Annotated in this window: 11 protein-coding genes; 4 read left to right on the top strand and 7 right to left on the bottom strand. The window is 65.2% G+C overall.

Features of this window, described 5'->3' with window-relative positions:
- The first annotated feature begins 47 nt into the window (after nt 1-47).
- The 3 genes from KM031_RS08000 (at nt 48) to KM031_RS07990 (ending at nt 8445) form a co-directional block, all read left to right on the top strand.
- Nucleotides 48-5480 (top strand): alpha-2-macroglobulin family protein, encoded by a 5433-nt coding sequence (locus tag KM031_RS08000; RefSeq protein WP_215506385.1) that lies wholly within the window; start codon nt 48-50, stop codon nt 5478-5480.
- The gene (gene pbpC / locus KM031_RS07995) at nt 5477-7516 is read left to right on the top strand and encodes a penicillin-binding protein 1C (protein WP_215506386.1); all 2040 of its coding nucleotides are present in this window, start codon (nt 5477-5479) and stop codon (nt 7514-7516) included. The genes KM031_RS08000 and pbpC overlap by 4 nt, the downstream gene beginning before the upstream one ends.
- A 95-nt stretch (nt 7517-7611) precedes the next feature.
- Complete coding sequence (locus tag KM031_RS07990; protein WP_215506387.1) at nt 7612-8445, top strand: hypothetical protein; 834 nt, start codon at nt 7612-7614, stop codon at nt 8443-8445.
- Here the strand turns inward: KM031_RS07990 and KM031_RS07985 are convergent, their stop codons facing one another.
- Nucleotides 8446-9621 (bottom strand): acetyl-CoA C-acyltransferase family protein, encoded by a 1176-nt coding sequence (locus KM031_RS07985; RefSeq protein ID WP_215506388.1) that lies wholly within the window; start codon nt 9619-9621, stop codon nt 8446-8448.
- A gap of 203 nt (nt 9622-9824) precedes the next feature.
- Between KM031_RS07985 and KM031_RS07980 the strand changes: the two genes are divergently transcribed.
- Complete coding sequence (locus tag KM031_RS07980) at nt 9825-10949, top strand: MFS transporter (RefSeq protein WP_215506389.1); 1125 nt, start codon at nt 9825-9827, stop codon at nt 10947-10949.
- Here the strand turns inward: KM031_RS07980 and KM031_RS07975 are convergent.
- The 6 genes from KM031_RS07975 to KM031_RS07950 form a co-directional block, all read right to left on the bottom strand.
- Nucleotides 10924-11484 (bottom strand): DUF2585 domain-containing protein, encoded by a 561-nt coding sequence (locus KM031_RS07975; RefSeq protein WP_215506390.1) that lies wholly within the window; start codon nt 11482-11484, stop codon nt 10924-10926. The genes KM031_RS07980 and KM031_RS07975 overlap by 26 nt on opposite strands.
- Nucleotides 11485-11496: 12 nt before the next feature.
- Complete coding sequence (locus tag KM031_RS07970) at nt 11497-12234, bottom strand: metallophosphoesterase family protein (RefSeq protein WP_215506391.1); 738 nt, start codon at nt 12232-12234, stop codon at nt 11497-11499.
- Between the two features lie 60 nt (nt 12235-12294).
- Nucleotides 12295-12693 carry a hypothetical protein gene (locus tag KM031_RS07965; protein ID WP_215506392.1) on the bottom strand — a complete coding sequence of 133 codons (399 nt, stop codon included), beginning with the start codon at nt 12691-12693 and terminating at the stop codon, nt 12295-12297.
- Between the two features lie 150 nt (nt 12694-12843).
- Nucleotides 12844-14439 (bottom strand): phosphoglycerate dehydrogenase, encoded by a 1596-nt coding sequence (gene serA, locus KM031_RS07960; RefSeq protein WP_215506393.1) that lies wholly within the window; start codon nt 14437-14439, stop codon nt 12844-12846.
- An 86-nt stretch (nt 14440-14525) separates the two neighbouring features.
- Nucleotides 14526-15671: a phosphoserine transaminase gene (locus tag KM031_RS07955; protein ID WP_215506394.1), complete on the bottom strand. Its 1146-nt coding sequence runs from the start codon at nt 15669-15671 to the stop codon at nt 14526-14528.
- A 216-nt stretch (nt 15672-15887) separates the two neighbouring features.
- Nucleotides 15888-18161, bottom strand: a complete 2274-nt coding sequence (locus KM031_RS07950; protein ID WP_215506395.1) for an adenosylcobalamin-dependent ribonucleoside-diphosphate reductase — start codon at nt 18159-18161, stop codon at nt 15888-15890.
- Nucleotides 18162-18248 lie beyond the last annotated feature (87 nt).

The following is an 18248-nucleotide window of genomic DNA, read 5'->3' as shown; positions in this document are numbered from 1 at the left end:
AGGGCGGGCGTGGCAGCATCCGCGCAACTCTTTGAGGAGATTTTTCGATGCGTGCATTCAGCCGGGCGTTTTTTGTTGGGCTTTTGGTCTGTGCGCCCGCACTGACCGGAATGGCCTGGGCCGAAGAGGTGATTCCGGCCAAGCGGTTTGTGCTGAGCCAGGATGCCGATCTGCCGGGCGGGGATCTGTCGACCCAGCTGGATACCACAATCGACGCCTGCGAACGCGCCTGCATGGCGGATCAGAATTGCACGCATTTCACCTTCAACACACGCAACGGCTCGTGTTTTCCCAAGGCCGATCCGGGCGCAGAGGCGTTTTATCAGGGCGCGTTTTCCGGGCGGCTGGTGATCACGGATGCCAACGTTCTGGCCGCAGCACCCGAGCGCAAGGCCGAGCTTGCTTTCCTGTCCGACGATGATTTTGCCATGGCGCTGGCACAGGCCAGGGATCTGGCCAATCAGCACACTTCCGGCCAATGGAGCGAGGCCGAACATCTGCAATCCGCCCGCGATATGGAGGCGCAGGGCGATCTGCTGTCGGCCAGCAACTTTGCCGGGGCGGCGGTCAATGTGGAAGATTCGGCGGATGCCTGGACCGAATACGCCCGGCTGATGCTGGCGGCGGCCGAGGCACAGCAGGGCGATCAGAGCGATCTGCGCGCCCGTGCGCTGCGGGCGGCGACCAACGCCTATCTGCGCGGCGCGAACAAGGCGCTGCGCCACAATGCCTTGGTGCAGATGGCCTTTGCATTGGAACAGACGGGCCGTGGCAATGACATGGTCAAGGCACTGCGTCTGGCGCAGGATCTGCAACCGCGCGATGAAACCGCCGCCCTGCTGGACGATGCCGCCGGAAAATACGGCTTCCGCGTGCTGGAAACCGATGTGCAATCCGACAATGCCCGCCCGCGCATCTGTGTGAATCTGTCAGAAAATCTGGTGGAGGCGGGGCTGGATTACACCCCCTTCGTGCAATTGCCGGAACCGGGTCTGTCGGTCGCGCCGGGAGGCTGGCGGCAGCTTTGTGTCGAAGGGGTGCAGCATGGCAAACGCTATCAGCTGACCTTCCGCGAGGGGCTGCCTTCGGCGGATGGGCAGGTGCTGGTGAAATCGGTCACGCTGACGTCCTATGTGCGCGACCGCCAGCCCGGAGTGCGCTTCCCCGGGCGGGCCTATGTGCTGCCGAAATCAGATCAGGCGGCGCTGCCGGTTGAAACGGTAAATACCGAAAAGCTGGATCTGGTGTTGTTCCGCGTATCTGACCGCAACCTGTTGCGGTCTGTGCAGAACAGCTATTTTGGCTGGCCGATGATGGAATATCAGGAATCCGGCTTTACCGGCGATGTCGGCGAAGAATTGTGGACCGGCGCGGGCAGCGTGGCGATGGAGGTCAACCGCGACGTGACCACCCGTCTGCCGCTGGCCGAGGCGATCAAGGGCCTGCCTGCCGGGATTTATGCGCTGAAAGCCTCGGTGCCGGGGGTGGACCCCTATGTGGTGCCTGCGGCCTGGCAGTGGTTCGTGATCTCCGATCTGGGCCTGACCACGCTCTCTGGCACCGACGGGCTGCATGTGATCGTGCGCAGCCTTGCCTCGGCAGAGGCCAAGGCCGGTGTGACGGTGGAATTGCTGAGCCGGGCCAATGCGGTGCTGGGCACGGCGCAGACCGATGATCAGGGCTATGCCCGCTTTGATGCCGGACTGGCGCGTGGCACCGGCGGGGCGGCCCCGGCCATGGTGGTGGTGCGCGAAGGTGAAGGCGACATCGCCTTCCTGTCGCTGACCGACCCGGAATTCGATCTGTCGGACCGTGGCGTGGAAGGCCGCGAACCTGCGCCGCCGCTGGATGTGTTTCTGACCACCGACCGGGGGGCCTACCGCGCCGGGGAAACCGTCTATGCCACGGCACTGGCCCGGGATGCGCAGGCGGGGGCAATCGAAGGCCTGCCGCTGACCGCGATCCTGAAACGCCCGGACGGCGTGGAATACAGCCGCCTGCAGGCGGCGGATGGCGGCAAGGGCGGCCATGTGTTTGCCCTGCCGATTGCCGGGTCGGCCCCGCGCGGTGTGTGGCGGCTGGAGGTTCTGGCGGATGTGGAGGCGGAGCCGCTGACCTCGCAAACCTTCCTGGTCGAGGATTTCCTGCCGGAACGCATTGATTACACGCTGGCGCTGGACGGGTCGGTGAAGCTGGGTGATGTGCCGCAGATTGCGGTCGAGGCGCGCTATCTGTTCGGCGCGCCGGGGGCCGATCTGGCAATTGAAGGCGAGGTGCTGTTGCGCGCTGCCCAAGGCCTGCCCAAGTTCCCCGGCTATGTGTTTGGCCGCCATGATTTGCCCTTCGATGCGCGGATGGAAAGCATCATGGGCGGCACCCGCACCGATGCGGCAGGCAAGGCCGTGGTCAGCGCGCCGCTGCCCGAGGTGGAAGACCCCGGTCGCCCGCTGGAGGCGCGGGTGACGCTGCGCATCGCCGAAGGCTCGGGCCGCCCGGTGGAACGGCGGGTGGACAAGATCCTGACGCCCTCTGCGCCGATGATCGGCGTAAAGCCGATGTTCGACGGCGTTGTGTCCGAAGGGGCCGAGGCACGGTTTCAGCTGATCGGTATTGGTGCCGATGAGGCCCCGACCCCGATGCAGGTGGCGTGGGAGCTGACGCGGGTGGAAACCACCTATCAGTGGTATCAGTATTCGGGCAACTGGAACTGGGAACCCGTCACCACCCGCACCCGCATTGCCGAGGGCAAGGCCGATCTGGGCGCGGAGCCGGTGGCGATTTCGGCCCCGGTGCAATGGGGCGAATATGAACTGGCTGTGAGCCGGGTGGATGGCACCCCTGCCGAAACCTCCACCAGTTTCTATGCGGGCTGGTATGCCCCCGCCGATGCCTCGGAAAGCCCGGATACGCTGGAGCTTTCGCTGGACAAACCTGCCTACAAACCGGGCGAGACCGCGAAACTGCGGCTGGTGCCGCGTGCGCCCGGCACGGCGCTTGTGATGGTGATGTCGAACCGTCTGGTGTCGATGCAGGCGGTCGACGTGACCGAGGGTGAAAACCTGATTGATCTGCCGGTGACGGATGACTGGGGCGCGGGTGTTTACGTCACCGCCTCGGTGCTGCGGCCGATGGATGTGGCGGCGGGGCGCAATCCGGCGCGGGCGCTGGGGCTGACCCATGCCGCGATTGATCCGGGGGCCGCCAGGCTCGCCGTCTCGGTTGAAGCCCCGGCAGAGGCTGCGCCGCGCGGGCCGGTGGAGGTTGCGGTGAAGGTGGATGGCGTGGCCGAAGGCGATGCGGCCTTCGTCACGCTGGCGGCGGTGGATCTGGGCATCCTGAACCTGACCGGCTTCAAGTCACCGGATCCTGCGGGCCATTATTTCGGCCAGCGCAAGCTGGGCGTCGGGATCCGCGATGTCTATGGGCGGTTGATCGACGGGCTGAATGGGGCCGAAGGTCAGGTGCGCTCGGGCGGGGATGCGGGCGCGCAGGCGCGCCTGCAAGCGCCACCGCCCACCGAAGAGCTGGTGGCCTATTTCACCGGCCCGGTTGCGGTTGGGGCCGATGGCTACGCTCGGGCCAGCTTTGATCTGCCGGCCTTCAATGGCACGGTCAAGCTGATGGCGGTGGCGTGGTCCGGCAAGGGTGTCGGGCAGGCCGAGGCCGAGGTTCTGGTGCGTGATCCGGTGGTGGTCACAGCCTCCTTGCCGCGCTTCATGGCACCGGGGGATGAAAGCCGGGTGCTGCTGGAAATCGTTCATGCCACCGGGCCTGCGGGCAAGATGGCGCTGGCGGTGACGGGGCAGGGTGTGACGCTGGGCACCGCCCCGACCGAGGTTGATCTGGGCGAAAAGGCCAAGGCGGTGATTGCCGTGCCGGTGACGGCGGATGCGGCGGGCCTGCACCAGATCAGCGTGCGCCTGACCACGCCGGACGGCAAGGAACTGGTCAAGACGTTGATGCTGCCGGTGCAGTCGAACGACCCGGAGATTGCCCGGATCAGCCGCTTTGATCTGGAGCCGGGGCAGGAGTTCACCTTTGATGCCAATGTCTTTGCCGGGCTGATCCCCGGCACCGGATCGGCAAGCATGGCGATCGGGCCGATTGCCCGGCTGAATGCGCCGGGGCTGTTGCAGGCGCTGGACCGCTATCCCTATGGCTGCACCGAACAGATCACCTCCCGCGCGCTGCCGCTGATCTACTTCGATCAGGTGGCGCAGGCGATGCAGTTGAAAGGCGCTGACAATATCAGCCTGCGCATCGAACAGGCGGTGACCGAAGTGCTGCAGAACCAAAGCGCCGAAGGCGCGTTTGGCCTGTGGCAACCGGCCACCGGCGATATGTGGCTTGATGCCTATGTCACCGATTTCCTCAGCCGGGCGCGGGCGCAAGGATATGCGGTGCCGGATCAGGCGTTCCGCAATGCCTTGGACAACCTCAGAAATCAGGTGAATTACCAGACCGATTTCGATGCTGGGGGCGAGGCGCTGGCCTATGCGCTGCTGGTGCTGGCGCGTGAAGGGGCTGCGGCGGTGGGCGATCTGCGATATTATGCCGACGTGAAGGGCGATGCGTTCAGCACGCCCTTGGCGCAGGCACAACTGGGCGCGGCGCTGGCCTCTTACGGCGATCCGTCGCGCGCGGATGCGATGTTCCGCAAGGCGCAGGCGCGGCTGGATGCGGCACAGGCCGATACGGCGCAACTGTTCCGTGCCGATTATGGCACGGCGTTCCGCGATGCGGCGGCGGTGCTGACGCTGGCGGTGGAATCCGGCTCCGAGGCGGTGGACCGCGAGGCGCTGACCAACCGCATCGCCACGGCGGGGGCGCTGTCCACGCAGGAAAGCGTGTGGACCTTGCTGGCCTCCAACGCGCTGATTGATGGCGGCGGGGCGGATGTGACGCTGAATGGCGCGGCGGCCTCGGGGCCTCTGGTCCGGGTCGCCAATGATGCCAGCGCCCCGGTTGTGGTGAAGAACAATGGCGCGAAAACCGCCTTGACCGTCACCACCTATGGCGTGCCGTCCGAGCCGGTGGCCGCTGGCGGCAATGGTTATGCGATCACCCGCAGCTACTACACGCTGGACGGGGAACCCGCCTCGCTGGATGATCTGGTGGTGGGCACCCGGCTGGTGACAGTGCTGGAGGTGACGCCCTTCGGCAAGGGCGAGGCGCGGCTGATGGTGGCCGATCCGCTGCCCGCCGGGTTCGAGATCGACAACCCGAACCTGATCGGCGGCGGGGCGGTTTCGGCGCTGGACTGGCTGGGGCTGGAGGTCGACGCGGCGCATAGCGAATTCCGGCAGGACCGCTTCCTGACCGCGATTGACCGCTATGACAATGCGCCGTTCCGGCTGGCCTATGTGGTGCGGGCGATTTCGCCCGGAACCTTCCGCCACCCCGCCGCCTCGGTCGAGGATATGTATCGCCCGGATTACCGGGCGCGGTCGGAGACCGGCCGGATCACGATTGCCGAGTGATGCGCGCGCGTTGGCCTCTGGCTTTGGCCGCTGCCCTTTGGGTGGCGGCCTTTGCCTGTGACAGCGGGCGCGACTGGGTGGCGGCAACCGAACTGCCGCCGTTGACCCTGCCCACCTCGGTCGAGGTGGTGGACCGCAACGGCACCCTGCTGCGCGCCTATACCGTGGCGGACGGGCGCTGGCGCATGGCCGTGGCCCCCGATCAGGTCGATGCCGATTATATCGACATGCTGGTCGCCTATGAGGACAAACGCTTCTGGCGGCATCCGGGGGTGGATTGGCGCTCCATGCTGCGGGCGGTGGCGCAAGCGGTGCGGCATGGGCGGGTGGTATCGGGCGGATCGACGCTGACCATGCAGGTGGCGCGGTTGCTGGAGGAAAGCGGCACCGGCAAGGTGGCGGGCAAACTGCGGCAGATGCGGGTGGCGCTGGCGCTGGAACAGCGGCTGGACAAAGATCAGATCCTGCAACTTTATCTGCATCTTGCGCCCTTTGGTGGCAATCTTGAAGGCGTGCGCGCCGCCAGCCTTGCCTATTTCGGCAAAGAGCCGTTGCGGCTGACACCGGCCGAGGCGGCGCTGCTGGTGGCCATTCCGCAAGCGCCCGAAAGCCGCCGCCCCGACCGGCAGGTGGCCCGTGCGGTGGCGGCGCGCGAACGGGTGCTGGCGCGGGCGCTGCGCGACGGGGTGATCAGCGCCGAAGAGGCCGAGGCGACCACCGGCGAGCCGGTGCCAACTGCCCGCAAGCCGGTGCCGATGCTGGCACCGCATCTGGCAGACCGGATCAGCAAGGCCGGTCCCGGCGGGCTGCGGCATCAGCTGACCCTGGATGCCGGTTTGCAGAAGGCGCTGGAGGCGCTGGCGAAAGAGGCGGTAGCGGGCAAGGGCGATCAGTTGCAGGTGGCCATTCTGGCCGCCGATCACCTGTCGGGCGAGGTTCTCGCCTCGGTCGGCTCTGCCGGGTTTCTGGCGGATCAGCGGCAGGGGTTCGTGGATATGACCCGCGCGCTGCGCTCGCCCGGCAGCACCCTGAAACCGCTGGTCTATGGTCTGGCCTTCGATGAAGGGCTGGCCCATCCCGAAACGATGATAGACGACCGCCCGGTAAATTTTTTTGGCACCTATGCGCCGCAGAATTTCGACAAGATGTTTCGCGGCACCCTCCGGCTGCGCGAGGCGTTGCAACTGTCGCTGAACATTCCGGTGGTGCTGCTGACCGATGCGCTTGGCCCGGCGCGGCTGATTGCGGCGATGCGGCGGGCGGGGATGACGCCGGTCATCAAGGGTGACGAGCCGGGGCTGGCGATCAGTCTGGGCGGCGTCGGCGTGACGCTGGAAGACATGGTGCAGCTTTACGCGGCCATCGCCCGCGGTGGCGTGGCCCTGCCGCTGCGTTATACCGGGGCGGGGGCCGAAGGGCAGCGGGTGATCTCTGCCGTGGCGGCGTGGCAGGTGGCCGACATCCTTGCCGGGCTGCCGCCCCCGGCAGGCGCACCGGAAAACCGCCTCGCTTACAAGACCGGCACCAGCTATGGCCACCGCGATGCGTGGGCCATCGGTTTTGACGGTCGGTATGTGGTCGGGGTCTGGATGGGGCGGGCAGATGGCACGCCGGTGCCGGGGGCCTTTGGCGGGGATCTGGCCGCCCCGGTGCTGTTTCAGGCGATAGGCCGGATCAGCCGCACCCTGACCCCGCTGCCGCCTGCGCCGCCTGCCACGCTGCTGGTGGCCAATGCCGAACTGCCCCAGCCGCTGCGGCGTTTCCGGTCACGCACGGCGGCGTTCGATGTGGCCGCGGATGCGCCGGTGGTCACCTTTCCGCCCGATGGCGCGGCGGTGGAGCGGCTGGATGGCGCGCTGCTGCTGCGGCTGCGTGGCGGCAAGGCCCCCTTCACCGTGCTGGCTGATGGCGTGCCGCTGCGGCTTGGCTTGCGCGACCGCGAGGCGCTGCTGCCGATGCTGGGCGGCGGCTATGTGACATTGTCGGTGATTGATGCCTTGGGGCGTTCGGCGCGGGTTCAGGTCTTGCTGCACTGATCCGCAGCGCGGGCGGCCAATGATGCCTTGCCCCGCCCCTGTTGTGCCTTTACGTTCTTGGGCGACCCAATTTACCGAGAAAGCCGCCCCTGCGTATGGCCCATTTGCGCGAGATGATCATCATTTCCAGCCCGCGAAATGGGACAAATTTCTATTGCGAATGTGTGCGGCAGATCGAAGGCGCGCTTGGGCTGTTCGAGATTTTCAACCCGTCTGCGGTGTTCGGGGTGCGGGAACCACCGCTTTTGGCCCATTTCGCCGAGGCCTTGGGGCATGATATCGACGGTGCGCGCGACAAGCGGCTGGTCGCGTTTTTCAAGCAGGATCCGTTGCAGGCGGTCAATCTGTTGCGATCCTATGCGGATGCGCAGGGGGCCTCGCTGATCAGCTACAAGGTCTTCCCGCGACAGCTTCCGCCCGAACAGCTTTCGGCCCTGATGGCACGCGAGAATGTGTCGGTGTCGTTCCTGACGCGGCGCAGGCTGGATGTCTATGTCTCCTATTGCAAGGCGCAGACGCATAAAAGCTGGGCCAATCAGGACACGACCGACCTGCGTGTGAGGGTGGATGCCGATGCGTTTCTGGAATGGTCAAAGGCCAATGACGCATGGTTCGCAGATCGTCTGGCCGATGTGACGGCGCTGGGCCTGCCCTATCGCATCTGGGATTATGAGCAGGACGTGAATGTGGGCAAGGCGGCGCTGATGCAGGAGCTTGCCCTGCATCTGGCCGATCTTGGCACGGGCGCAAAGCTGCCCGACCAGATCCGCAAACCCGGTTTCATCCGGCAGGACAAGGCCGCGCGCCCGTTTGACCGGGTGGAGAATGGGGCCGAGCTGCGCGCTGCGCTGCACGCGGCGAAACAGCTGCGCTATGCGCTGGGCACGCCACTGATCGGGGATGACGCGCAGCCCGGCGTTGCGGCCTGATTACAGCCGCTCGATCGCCAGCGCGATGCCCTGACCACCGCCGATGCACATGGTGATGATCGCGCGTTTTGCGCCGGTCCGCTCCAGCTCATACAGGGCTTTCACCGTGACGATGGCCCCGGTTGCGCCAACGGGATGGCCGAGGGCGATGGCCCCGCCATTCGGGTTCACCTTGGCCGGATCAAGGCCGAGGCCACGATTGACGGCCAGTGCCTGTGCCGCGAAGGCTTCGTTCGACTCGATCACGTCGAAATCAGAGAGGGCAAGCCCGGTGCGGGCCAGCAGCGCCTCCACTGCCGGGATCGGGCCAATGCCCATCACCTGAGGCCGTACCCCCGCCACAGCATAGCCGAGGATGCGGGCGCGGGGTGTCAGACCGGCGCGGGCGGCGGCATCGGCGCGGGCCAGAACCAGCGCCGCAGCACCGTCATTGATGCCCGAGGCATTGCCCGCCGTAACCGTGCCATCCTTCTGGAACACGGTTTTCAGCGCAGCAAGCGCCTCGGGCGAACTGGCCTTGGGATGTTCGTCCGTGTCAAACCGGACGGTGCCCTTGCGGCTTTGCATCTCGAACGGGGCGATCTGATCCTTGAACCGGCCCTCGGCAATGGCATGGGCGGCGCGGATCTGGCTTTCCAGCGCGAAGGCATCCTGATCGGCGCGGCTGATGCCATGTTCCGCCGCGACATTTTCGGCCGTCACCCCCATATGGCCGGTGCCAAAGGGGCAGGTGAGCGCGCCTGTCATCATGTCAAGCGCGCGGGTATCACCCATTTTCTGCCCCCAGCGCGCCGCTTGCAGGATATAGGGCGCGCGGCTCATGCACTCTGCCCCGCCCGCCAGCGCGAAATCGGCGTCGCCCAGCATCAGCGCCTGCGTGGCCGAAACGATGGCCTGCGCGCCGGAGCCGCAGAGCCGGTTGACGTTCATCGCCGGGGTCGTTTCCGGCACGCCCGCCTGCATCGCGGCCACCCGGCTCAGATACATGTCGCGGGGTTCGGTGTTGATGACATGGCCGAAGACGGTGGTGCCGATCTGGCCGCCCTCCACCCCGGCCCGTTCCAGCGCGGCCTTTGCAACATGGGTCGCAAGGTCGATGGGCGCGATGGCAGACAGGCTGCCGCCGAAGGTGCCAATCGCCGTGCGGGCGCCGGACAGGATGACGATCTCATTCATGGTTCAGCCTTTCGGTCGGTGCGGTTCTGGGTGGCGCGAGAGTGGCCGCGATCCGCAGGATCCGCGAGTGTGACGTTACGTCCGTTTTTGCCATGCGGTGTGCCTGTGTCACAAGCGCGGTGGCGGTCAGGGCCAAGGCCGCGCGGGCAATTGACAGTGGCGCGCCCGCAGACGAAGGGAGGACCAGCGACAGGAGACAGGGTATGCGCGGGATGATCGGGGCCCATCTGGGGCTGCTTTTTGCCGGAATGGCGACCTTTATCCTGATGGGGGCGGGCCAATCGCTCTATGGTCCGGCGGTGCCGGTTTTTGCCCGCGATTACGGGCTGAGCCTTGCCGAGGCGAGCGGGGTGATTTCTGCGCATTGGGTGGGCTGTTTCATCGGCGTGGGCGCGATGTTTGCCGCCGGGCATCTGGCCACACCACGCCGCCTGCTGCTGGTGATGGCGCTTGGTGCGGCGCTGATGGCCGTGGGTTGGGGCTGGGCGGTGACGCTGGCCGGGGCGCTGGTGTTCGGCATGGGCTATGGCTGCGCCACGGTGCTGTTCAATCCGCGCTTTCTGGCGGCCTTTGGCGCGCGCGGCCCGGCCATGCTCAGCCTGCTGAACGCCACCTTCGGTATCGGGGCCATCATCGCGCCGCTGGTGTTTGTGGCCCTGCACAGCCAGCCAGGGCTGAGCTTTGCGCTTGTGGCCGGGCTGGCGGCGCTGGTTCTGATCGGGGCCAGCGATGATGGCAAGGTGGCCCCCGAGGCCGGGGCGCTGGGCGGCGTGCGGCCCGATTGGGCGATCCTCGCCTTTGGCGCGGTGGGGGTGGGCATGGAGGCCTGCCTGATCGGGCTTGGCCCGGCGGCGCTGCTCCGCTTGGGCGAGACCGAGGCCGCGGCGGCAGGACTTTTGTCGGCGTTTTTTGTGGCCTTCCTTGCCGCACGGGTGATGCTGACCTTCTGCGCCCATCTGATTGCGCCGTTTTCACTCTATATGCTGGCGCTGGCGGGCATGGCTCTGTGCCTGCTGGGCGGGGCTGTGGTGGCCCCGGCGTTGTTTTACGTGCCCGCAGGGGCCTTTGCGAGCATGGTGTTCCCCGGCTATTTCGTCGAGGCGGCGCGGCGCATGGGGCGGGATGCGCGGGTGGCGCCCGTGGTGATCGGGGCCGGGCTGATCGGCGGCATTTCCGCGCCGCTGTTGCTGGCGCAGGCGCTGGACCGGGCGGGCGACCGGGCATTTTTCTGGCTGCTGGGCGGGATTGCGGCGGTGGTCTTGCTGCTCGCGGCGCTGCACGGCAGGATGCGGGCGATGGCGGTCAGCCGCCCGCCTGCCAAAGCCTGATGGCGTCAAGCGGATAGACCAGCATCAGCACATTCAGCGCCAGACCATCACGGATCAGCCAGAGGGTCAGCACCTCGAACCCAATCACGATCACAACCGAGGCCCAGAGCGGCAGCATCCGCGCCAGCCAGAACCCGAGGATCATCGCACCGATATCCGCCGCCGAATTGACCACGCTGTCGCCAAAATAATCGAGCGAAATGGTCACGGCACGATAACGTTCGATGATCGCATCGGAGTTTTCGACGATCTCCCACACCGCCTCGATGGCGGTGGCGATGGCCAGCCGCCAGCCGAACCCAAGCCGCCGCGCCACCAGCCACAGTGCGCCATAGAGCAGAAACCCGTGCAGCAGATGCGAGGGGCTGTACCAATCCAGCAGGTGCTGCGAGCTTTCCGAACTCATCGTCTCGCCATGCCAGAGCTTGACGAAGCCGCAGGTGCAGATCGGCGTGCGCCCGATCATCAGCAGCCAGACCACGGCAGCCAGCGCCAGTGCTGCGGTGATCACATAGGGCAGATGGCGTCGTGTCATGGGGATCGCGCCTCAGTCCGCCTGCGGCGACAGACGGATGCGGCCCTTGTCTGTCAGGTGGAACACGCCGTCCTCGTCGATCACCACGGCAGAGAGCGGACCACCATAGGCGGCGCCGCTGTCAAGGTTCAGGCGATTGCCGTAATGGGTGGGGGCGTCGATGGCGGTATGGCCATGCACGATCAGCGCGCCATGATCGCGCGGATCTGACAGAAACGGCTCGCGGATCCACACCAGATCGGTTTCCACCTGTTCGGCCAGCGGGATACCGGGGCGAATCCCGGCATGGGCGAAGATCACATCCCCGCTGTGATGGGCGGTGGGCAAGGCGGCCAACCAATCGCGGTGGGCCTGCGGTACGGCGGCCAGTGCGTCCTGAAACACCGGCTCCAGTGGCCGGTCACCGGGGTTCTGCACGCCGTAAGAGGCCAGAGTGGCTGCCCCGCCCAGCCGCGGGTGCAGCCAGCTCAGATCCCGGCGCAGCCCGTCATCATGGGCATCCAGCGCCGTCAGATAGAGCGCGAACATGCGGTCGTGATTGCCCTTCAGCACGACCCAATCCGCCCCGGACTGCTGCCCGGCCATCAGATAGTCGATCACCCCCCGGCTGTCGGGGCCACGATCCACCAGATCGCCGATATGCACCACCGTGGCCGCGCCATGGCGGGCCTGATCTGCCGCGATCCGGTCATGCTGCTGCTTGAGCTGGTCGAGATGGCCGTGAATATCGCCGATGGCGTAGAGCGTCATTGTCGTGGTCCCGATGTTGCGGCGGCCACGTTAGGGGCCGCCACCGGGCGCTGCAAGGCGTTACATGATGCCGAAAGACAGGGTGAAGGCCTGTGTTACGCAGGTATCCGCATCATTGCCCATCATATAGACCCGTACGGTATAATCGCCGCTGGCCGTCAGCGGGATCACGGCATCCGCCCCGTCGATGGAGCCGTTGTAGATCGCCTCTCCCGTGCTGCCGGGCGGCAGGATGTTGAAATAGGCATCCCCGATCAGCGACACGGACATGGTCTGCCCGGCCTGCGCCCCGAGGATGTAATCGCGGTATTCCTGCCCGGTGACAGAGGCCGACAGGCTGGCATTGTCATTGCCCGCCGCGAACTTTACCACCTCACGACTTTGGGCAAGGCTGACCGAGCTGAGGCCGGTCAGCGCGAGGCTGGCCAGCAGGGGCAGGCAGAGAAACGCATGTCTCATGGGGGCACCTGTGAATGGGATGAGCCCCGATGATAGCAGCCTGCGGATGGAAAGAAAGATGCGCCCCATGCGCTGCCGCACCAAGGCGCAGGTACGAGAAGGCCCCGCTCCCTGGGGGGCGGGGCCTTTTGGATTGGATTGGCGAGGGGATCAGGCCACGTCGAATTGCAGTGCCTTGACCGATTGGAACATGCCGGTGCTTTCCAGCGTTTCCAGCACTTTCGGGTCAATCGCCTGATCCAGATACAGGATGGCAATCGCATCCTGCCCCACACCCGACCGGCCAAGGGTGAAGTTGGCGATGTTCACGCCATTCTTGCCCATGGTCATGCCCAACAGGCCGATGATGCCCGGCACGTCGTCATTGGTGGTATAGAGCATATGCGCGCCGATCTCGGCGTCGATGTTGATGCCCTTGATCTGGATGAAGCGCGGTTTGCCATCCGAGAAACAGGTGCCCGCAACCGACCGCTCGCGCTTGTCCGTGACCATGGTGACCTTGATATAGGCATCAAAGGTGCCGGTCTTGTCCTGACGGGTGGTGGACACCTGAATGCCGCGCTCTTTGGCGACGATCGGGGCCGACACAAGGTTCACATCCGGGTTCGCCGCCTTCATCACGCCTGCGATGACCGCCGAATTCAGCGCGGCAAGGTTCATGCCCGCCACGGTGCCATCATAGAGGATGTTGAGCGCCTTGATCGGCTCGTCCGTCATCTGGCCGATGAAGGCCCCCAGATGCGCGGCCAGCTTCAGCCACGGCCCCATCACGGCGGCCTCCTCGGCGGTGACCGACGGCATGTTCAGGGCGTTTTGCACAGCGCCGGTCAGCAGGTAATCCGACATCTGTTCGGCCACTTGCAGCGCCACGTTTTCCTGCGCCTCGGTGGTGGAGGCCCCCAGATGCGGGGTGCAGACCACATTGGCATGGCCGAACAGCGGGCTTTCGGTGGCCGGTTCCACCTCGAACACGTCCAGCGCGGCTGCGGCCACCTGACCGGAGTTCAGCGCCTCCAGCAGGGCAACCTCGTCCACCAGACCGCCACGGGCGCAGTTGATGATGCGCACGCCCTTCTTGGTCTTGGCCAGATTGTCTTTCGACAGGATGTTGCGGGTCTTGTCGGTCAGCGGCACATGCAACGTGATGAAATCGGCGCGGTGCAGCAGCTCGTCCAGCTCCACCTTGGTGACGCCCAGCTGTTTGGCGCGCTCGTCCGACAGGAAGGGATCATAGGCCACGACCTTCATGTGCAGCCCGACAGCGCGGTTGCAGACGATGCCGCCGATATTGCCCGCGCCGATCACGCCGAGGGTCTTGTTGAACAGCTCAACCCCCATGAAGCGCGATTTTTCCCATTTGCCGGCATGGGTGGAGGCATTCGCCTCGGGGATCTGCCGCGCCACGGCGAACATCATCGCAATGGCATGTTCGGCAGTGGTGATCGAATTGCCGAAGGGCGTGTTCATCACGATCACGCCTTTTTTCGACGCAGCCGGAATATCGACGTTGTCGACACCGATCCCGGCGCGGCCCACCACCTTCAGGTTGGTCGCGCTTTCCAGCAGCTTTTCGGTGACCTTGGTGGCCGAGCGGATGGCAAGGCCGTCATATTGGCTGATTAGTTCGGCCAGTTTTTCTTTGTCCTTGCCGAGTTTCGGCAGGTAATCCACCTCGACCCCACGGTCGCGGAAGATCTGGACGGCGGTTTCGGACAGTTCGTCGGATACGAGAACGCGGGGGGCCATTGCAGGGCTCCTATGATGATGGGCAAGAGGCGGGGCAAACCCGCCCGACAGGGGTGGCAGGGCGGGGGCATCCCCCGCCGTCCCGATCAGAGCGTGGCGATTTCCGCATGGAACTCATGGGCGATCCAGGGCATCAGCGCGGCCACATCCGCCGTTTCCACCGTGGAGCCGCACCAGATACGCAGCCCGGCCGGGGCATCCCGATAGGCGCCCACATCCAGTGCCACGCCCTCTTTCTCCAGCCGTTTCGCCACGTTCTTGGCAAAGGTCGCACCATCGGTGATGCGCGGATCGGTGAATTTCAGGCAGACAGAGGTGGTCGAGGCGGTTGCCGGATCCACCGCCAGATTGGCGATCCACGGGTTCGCGGCGCAGAAATCCCACACCACCTGCGCATTGGCCGCAGCCCGGCCGACAAGGCCCTTCAGCCCGCCGATGGATTGCGCCCAGTCCAGCGCCACGAGGTAATCTTCCACCGCCAGCATCGACGGGGTGTTGATGGTTTCGCCGACGAAGATGCCTTCGATCAGCTTGCCCTTGGAGGTCAGCCGGAAAATCTTCGGCAGCGGCCAGGCGGGCGTATAGCTTTCCAGCCGTTCCACCGCACGCGGGCTGAGGATCAGCATGCCATGCGCACCTTCGCCGCCCAGAACCTTCTGCCAGGAGAAGGTGGTGACATCCAGCTTGTCCCAGGGCAAATCCATCGCAAAGGCGGCGCTGGTCGCATCACAGATGGTCAGGCCCGCGCGGTCTGCCGGGATGGCATCGGCATTCGGCAGGCGCACGCCCGAGGTGGTGCCGTTCCAGGTGAACACCACATCCGAATTGAAATCGACGGTGGCCAGATCGACGATCTCGCCGTAAGGCGCGATCTTGACCTTGGCATCCAGCTTGAGCTGCTTCACCACATCGGTGACCCAGCCTTCGCCAAAGCTTTCCCAGGCGAGCATTTCCACCGGACGCGCGCCCAGCAGCGACCACAGCGCCATTTCCACGGCCCCGGTGTCAGAGCCGGGCACGATGCCGATGCGGTAGTCGGCGGGCACACCGAGAATGTCGCGGGTCAGATCAATGGCGCGCTTCAGCTTCGCCTTGCCGACAGCGGCGCGGTGCGAGCGACCCAGAGGGGCGTCTGCCAGATGATCGAGGGTAAAGCCGGGGATCTTGGCGCAGGGGCCAGACGAAAAGCGCGGGTTGGCCGGGCGCAGTGCCGGGGCGATCAGATCAGCCATGGTATCCTTCCAGATATGAGCCTCTCGTTGGGGAGAGGTGTCCCGCTGCGGGAATTACGAAACCCCTGTGAGTCTTGCAAGCGGAAATGTCGTTTCCGATAGGAAACTGGTCGTATGTGGAGGGAGGGTTCCGGCAAAGAAAAACCCCGGCGCGCGGGATGCGGGCCGGGGTTTTCAGGCAACGCTGTCAGATCAGCCCCGGCAGGGGCACCCGGCCTATTGGCATTTGCTTTGGCCGCAGCTGCCGCAGGTCATGCAGCCTTCCACCATCCGCAGGTCGCTGCTGCCGCAGCTGTCGCAGGTTCTGCCCGGGCGGGCGCCAATGGCGACCACTTCGGCCTTCGGATCGGATTTGAGGCCCATGCCTTCGCCTTCGATGAAGCCGATGCTAACCAGATGCCGTTCGATCACGCCACCGATGGCCGCGAGGATCGACGGGATATAGCGGCCTTCCATCCAGGCCCCGCCACGCGGGTCGAACACGGCCTTCAGCTCTTCGACCACAAAGGAAATGTCGCCCCCCCGGCGGAACACCGCAGAAATCATCCGCGTCAGCGCCACCGTCCAGGCGAAATGCTCCATGTTCTTGGAGTTGATGAACACCTCGAACGGGCGGCGATGGGCGGCAATGACGATGTCATTGATGGTGATGTACAGCGCATGTTCGCTGCCCGGCCATTTGACCTTGTAGGTCTGGCCTTCCAGTGCCGCCGGACGGTCCAGCGGCTCGCTCAGATACACCACCTCCGCGCCCTGCCCGGCTTGCGGCAGCTCTGTCGGGGCCTTTTCACTGCTTTCCGAGACGGTCAGCACCGAGCCGGTCACCGCATTGGGGCGATAGGTCGTGCAGCCTTTGCAGCCCTGATCCCAGGCGGCCATATAGACCTCTTTGAACGCGTCAAAGCTGATGTCCTCGGGGCAGTTGATCGTCTTGGAAATGCTGCTGTCGATCCATTTCTGTGCGGCGGCCTGCATCCGCACATGATCCAGCGGCGGCAGGGTCTGCGCATTCACAAAATAGTCCGGCAGCGGCGCATCGCCCTTCAGTTCGCGCCACAGCCGCACCGCGTAATCCACCACTTCCTCTTCGGTACGCGACCCGTCCTTTTGCAGCACCTTGCGGGTATAGGCATAGGCAAACACCGGCTCGATCCCTGACGAGACATTGCCGGCATAAAGGCTGATCGTGCCGGTGGGCGCGACCGAGGTCAGCAGCGCATTGCGGATGCCATGGGCGCGGATTGCCGCACGCACATCCTCGTCCATCTGCATCATCGTGCCCGACGCCAGATAGGCTTCGGCATCAAACAGCGGGAACGGCCCCTTTTCCTTCGCCAGATCCACCGAGGCCAGATAGGCCGCCCGCGCAATGGCCTTCATCCAACGATCCGTCTGGGCCGCCGCCGCTTCGGAGCCATAGCGCAGCCCCACCATCAGCAGCGCATCGGCAAGCCCGGTCACGCCCAGACCGATGCGGCGCTTGTTGCGGGCCTCGGCAGCCTGTTCGGGCAGCGGGAAGCGCGAGGCATCCACAACATTGTCCATCATCCGCACGGCGAGGCTGACCAGTTCGTCCAGCGCCCGCACATCCAACTGTGCCTCGGGGCTGAACGGGGCAGAGACGAGCGTTGCCAGATTGATCGAGCCGAGCAGACAGGCCCCATAGGGCGGCAAAGGCTGTTCGCCACAGGGGTTGGTGGCCGCAATGCTTTCGCAATAGGCCAGATTGTTCATCTTGTTGATGCGGTCGATGAAGATCACGCCCGGCTCTGCAAAATCATAGGTGTTCCGCATGATGCGGTTCCACAGATCCAGTGCCTGCACCGTTTTGTAGACTTTCCCTCCATAGGTCAGATCCCATGCGGCATCGGCCTTTACCGCATCCATGAATGCGTCTGTGATAAGGACCGAAAGGTTAAACATCCGCAAACGCGCAGGGTCTTTTTTTGCTTCGATGAAGGCTTCGACATCGGGATGATCGCAGCGCATCGTGGCCATCATCGCACCGCGCCGTGACCCGGCCGACATGATGGTGCGGCACATCGCATCCCAGACATCCATGAAGGACAGCGGGCCAGAGGCATCGGCGGCGACACCTTTCACCTCGGCGCCACGCGGGCGTATCGTGCTGAAATCATAGCCGATTCCGCCGCCCTGCTGCATCGTCAGCGCAGCTTCCTTCAGCGCGTCGAAGATGCCGCCCATGCTGTCGGGAATGGTGCCCATCACAAAGCAGTTGAACAGCGTCACGGCGCGGCCCGTGCCCGCCCCCGCCGTGATCCGGCCTGCGGGCAGGTATTTGAACCCTTCCAGCGCGCGATAGAATTTCTCTTCCCAATGGGCCTGATCCTGCTCCACCTCGGCAAGCGCGCGGGCGATCCGGCGCCAGGTGTCCTCCAGCGTGCCGTCGATCGGGGTGCCATCCACAGCTTTCAGCCGATATTTCATGTCCCAGATTTGTTCGGCGATGGGGGCGGCGAAACGCGACATGGCGGCATCCTTGCTATGGTATTCTGTCGGGGAGGCCCTACAAGATACGCCCCACAGAAGGAAGGGTCAAACCCTTGCTGCGGGGGC

Source organism: Gemmobacter fulvus (genome assembly GCF_018798885.1).
GTDB lineage: Bacteria > Pseudomonadota > Alphaproteobacteria > Rhodobacterales > Rhodobacteraceae > Gemmobacter > Gemmobacter fulvus.
Note: the sequence above shows the minus strand (reverse complement) of the source record. Positions and strands in the feature narration are given on the sequence as shown.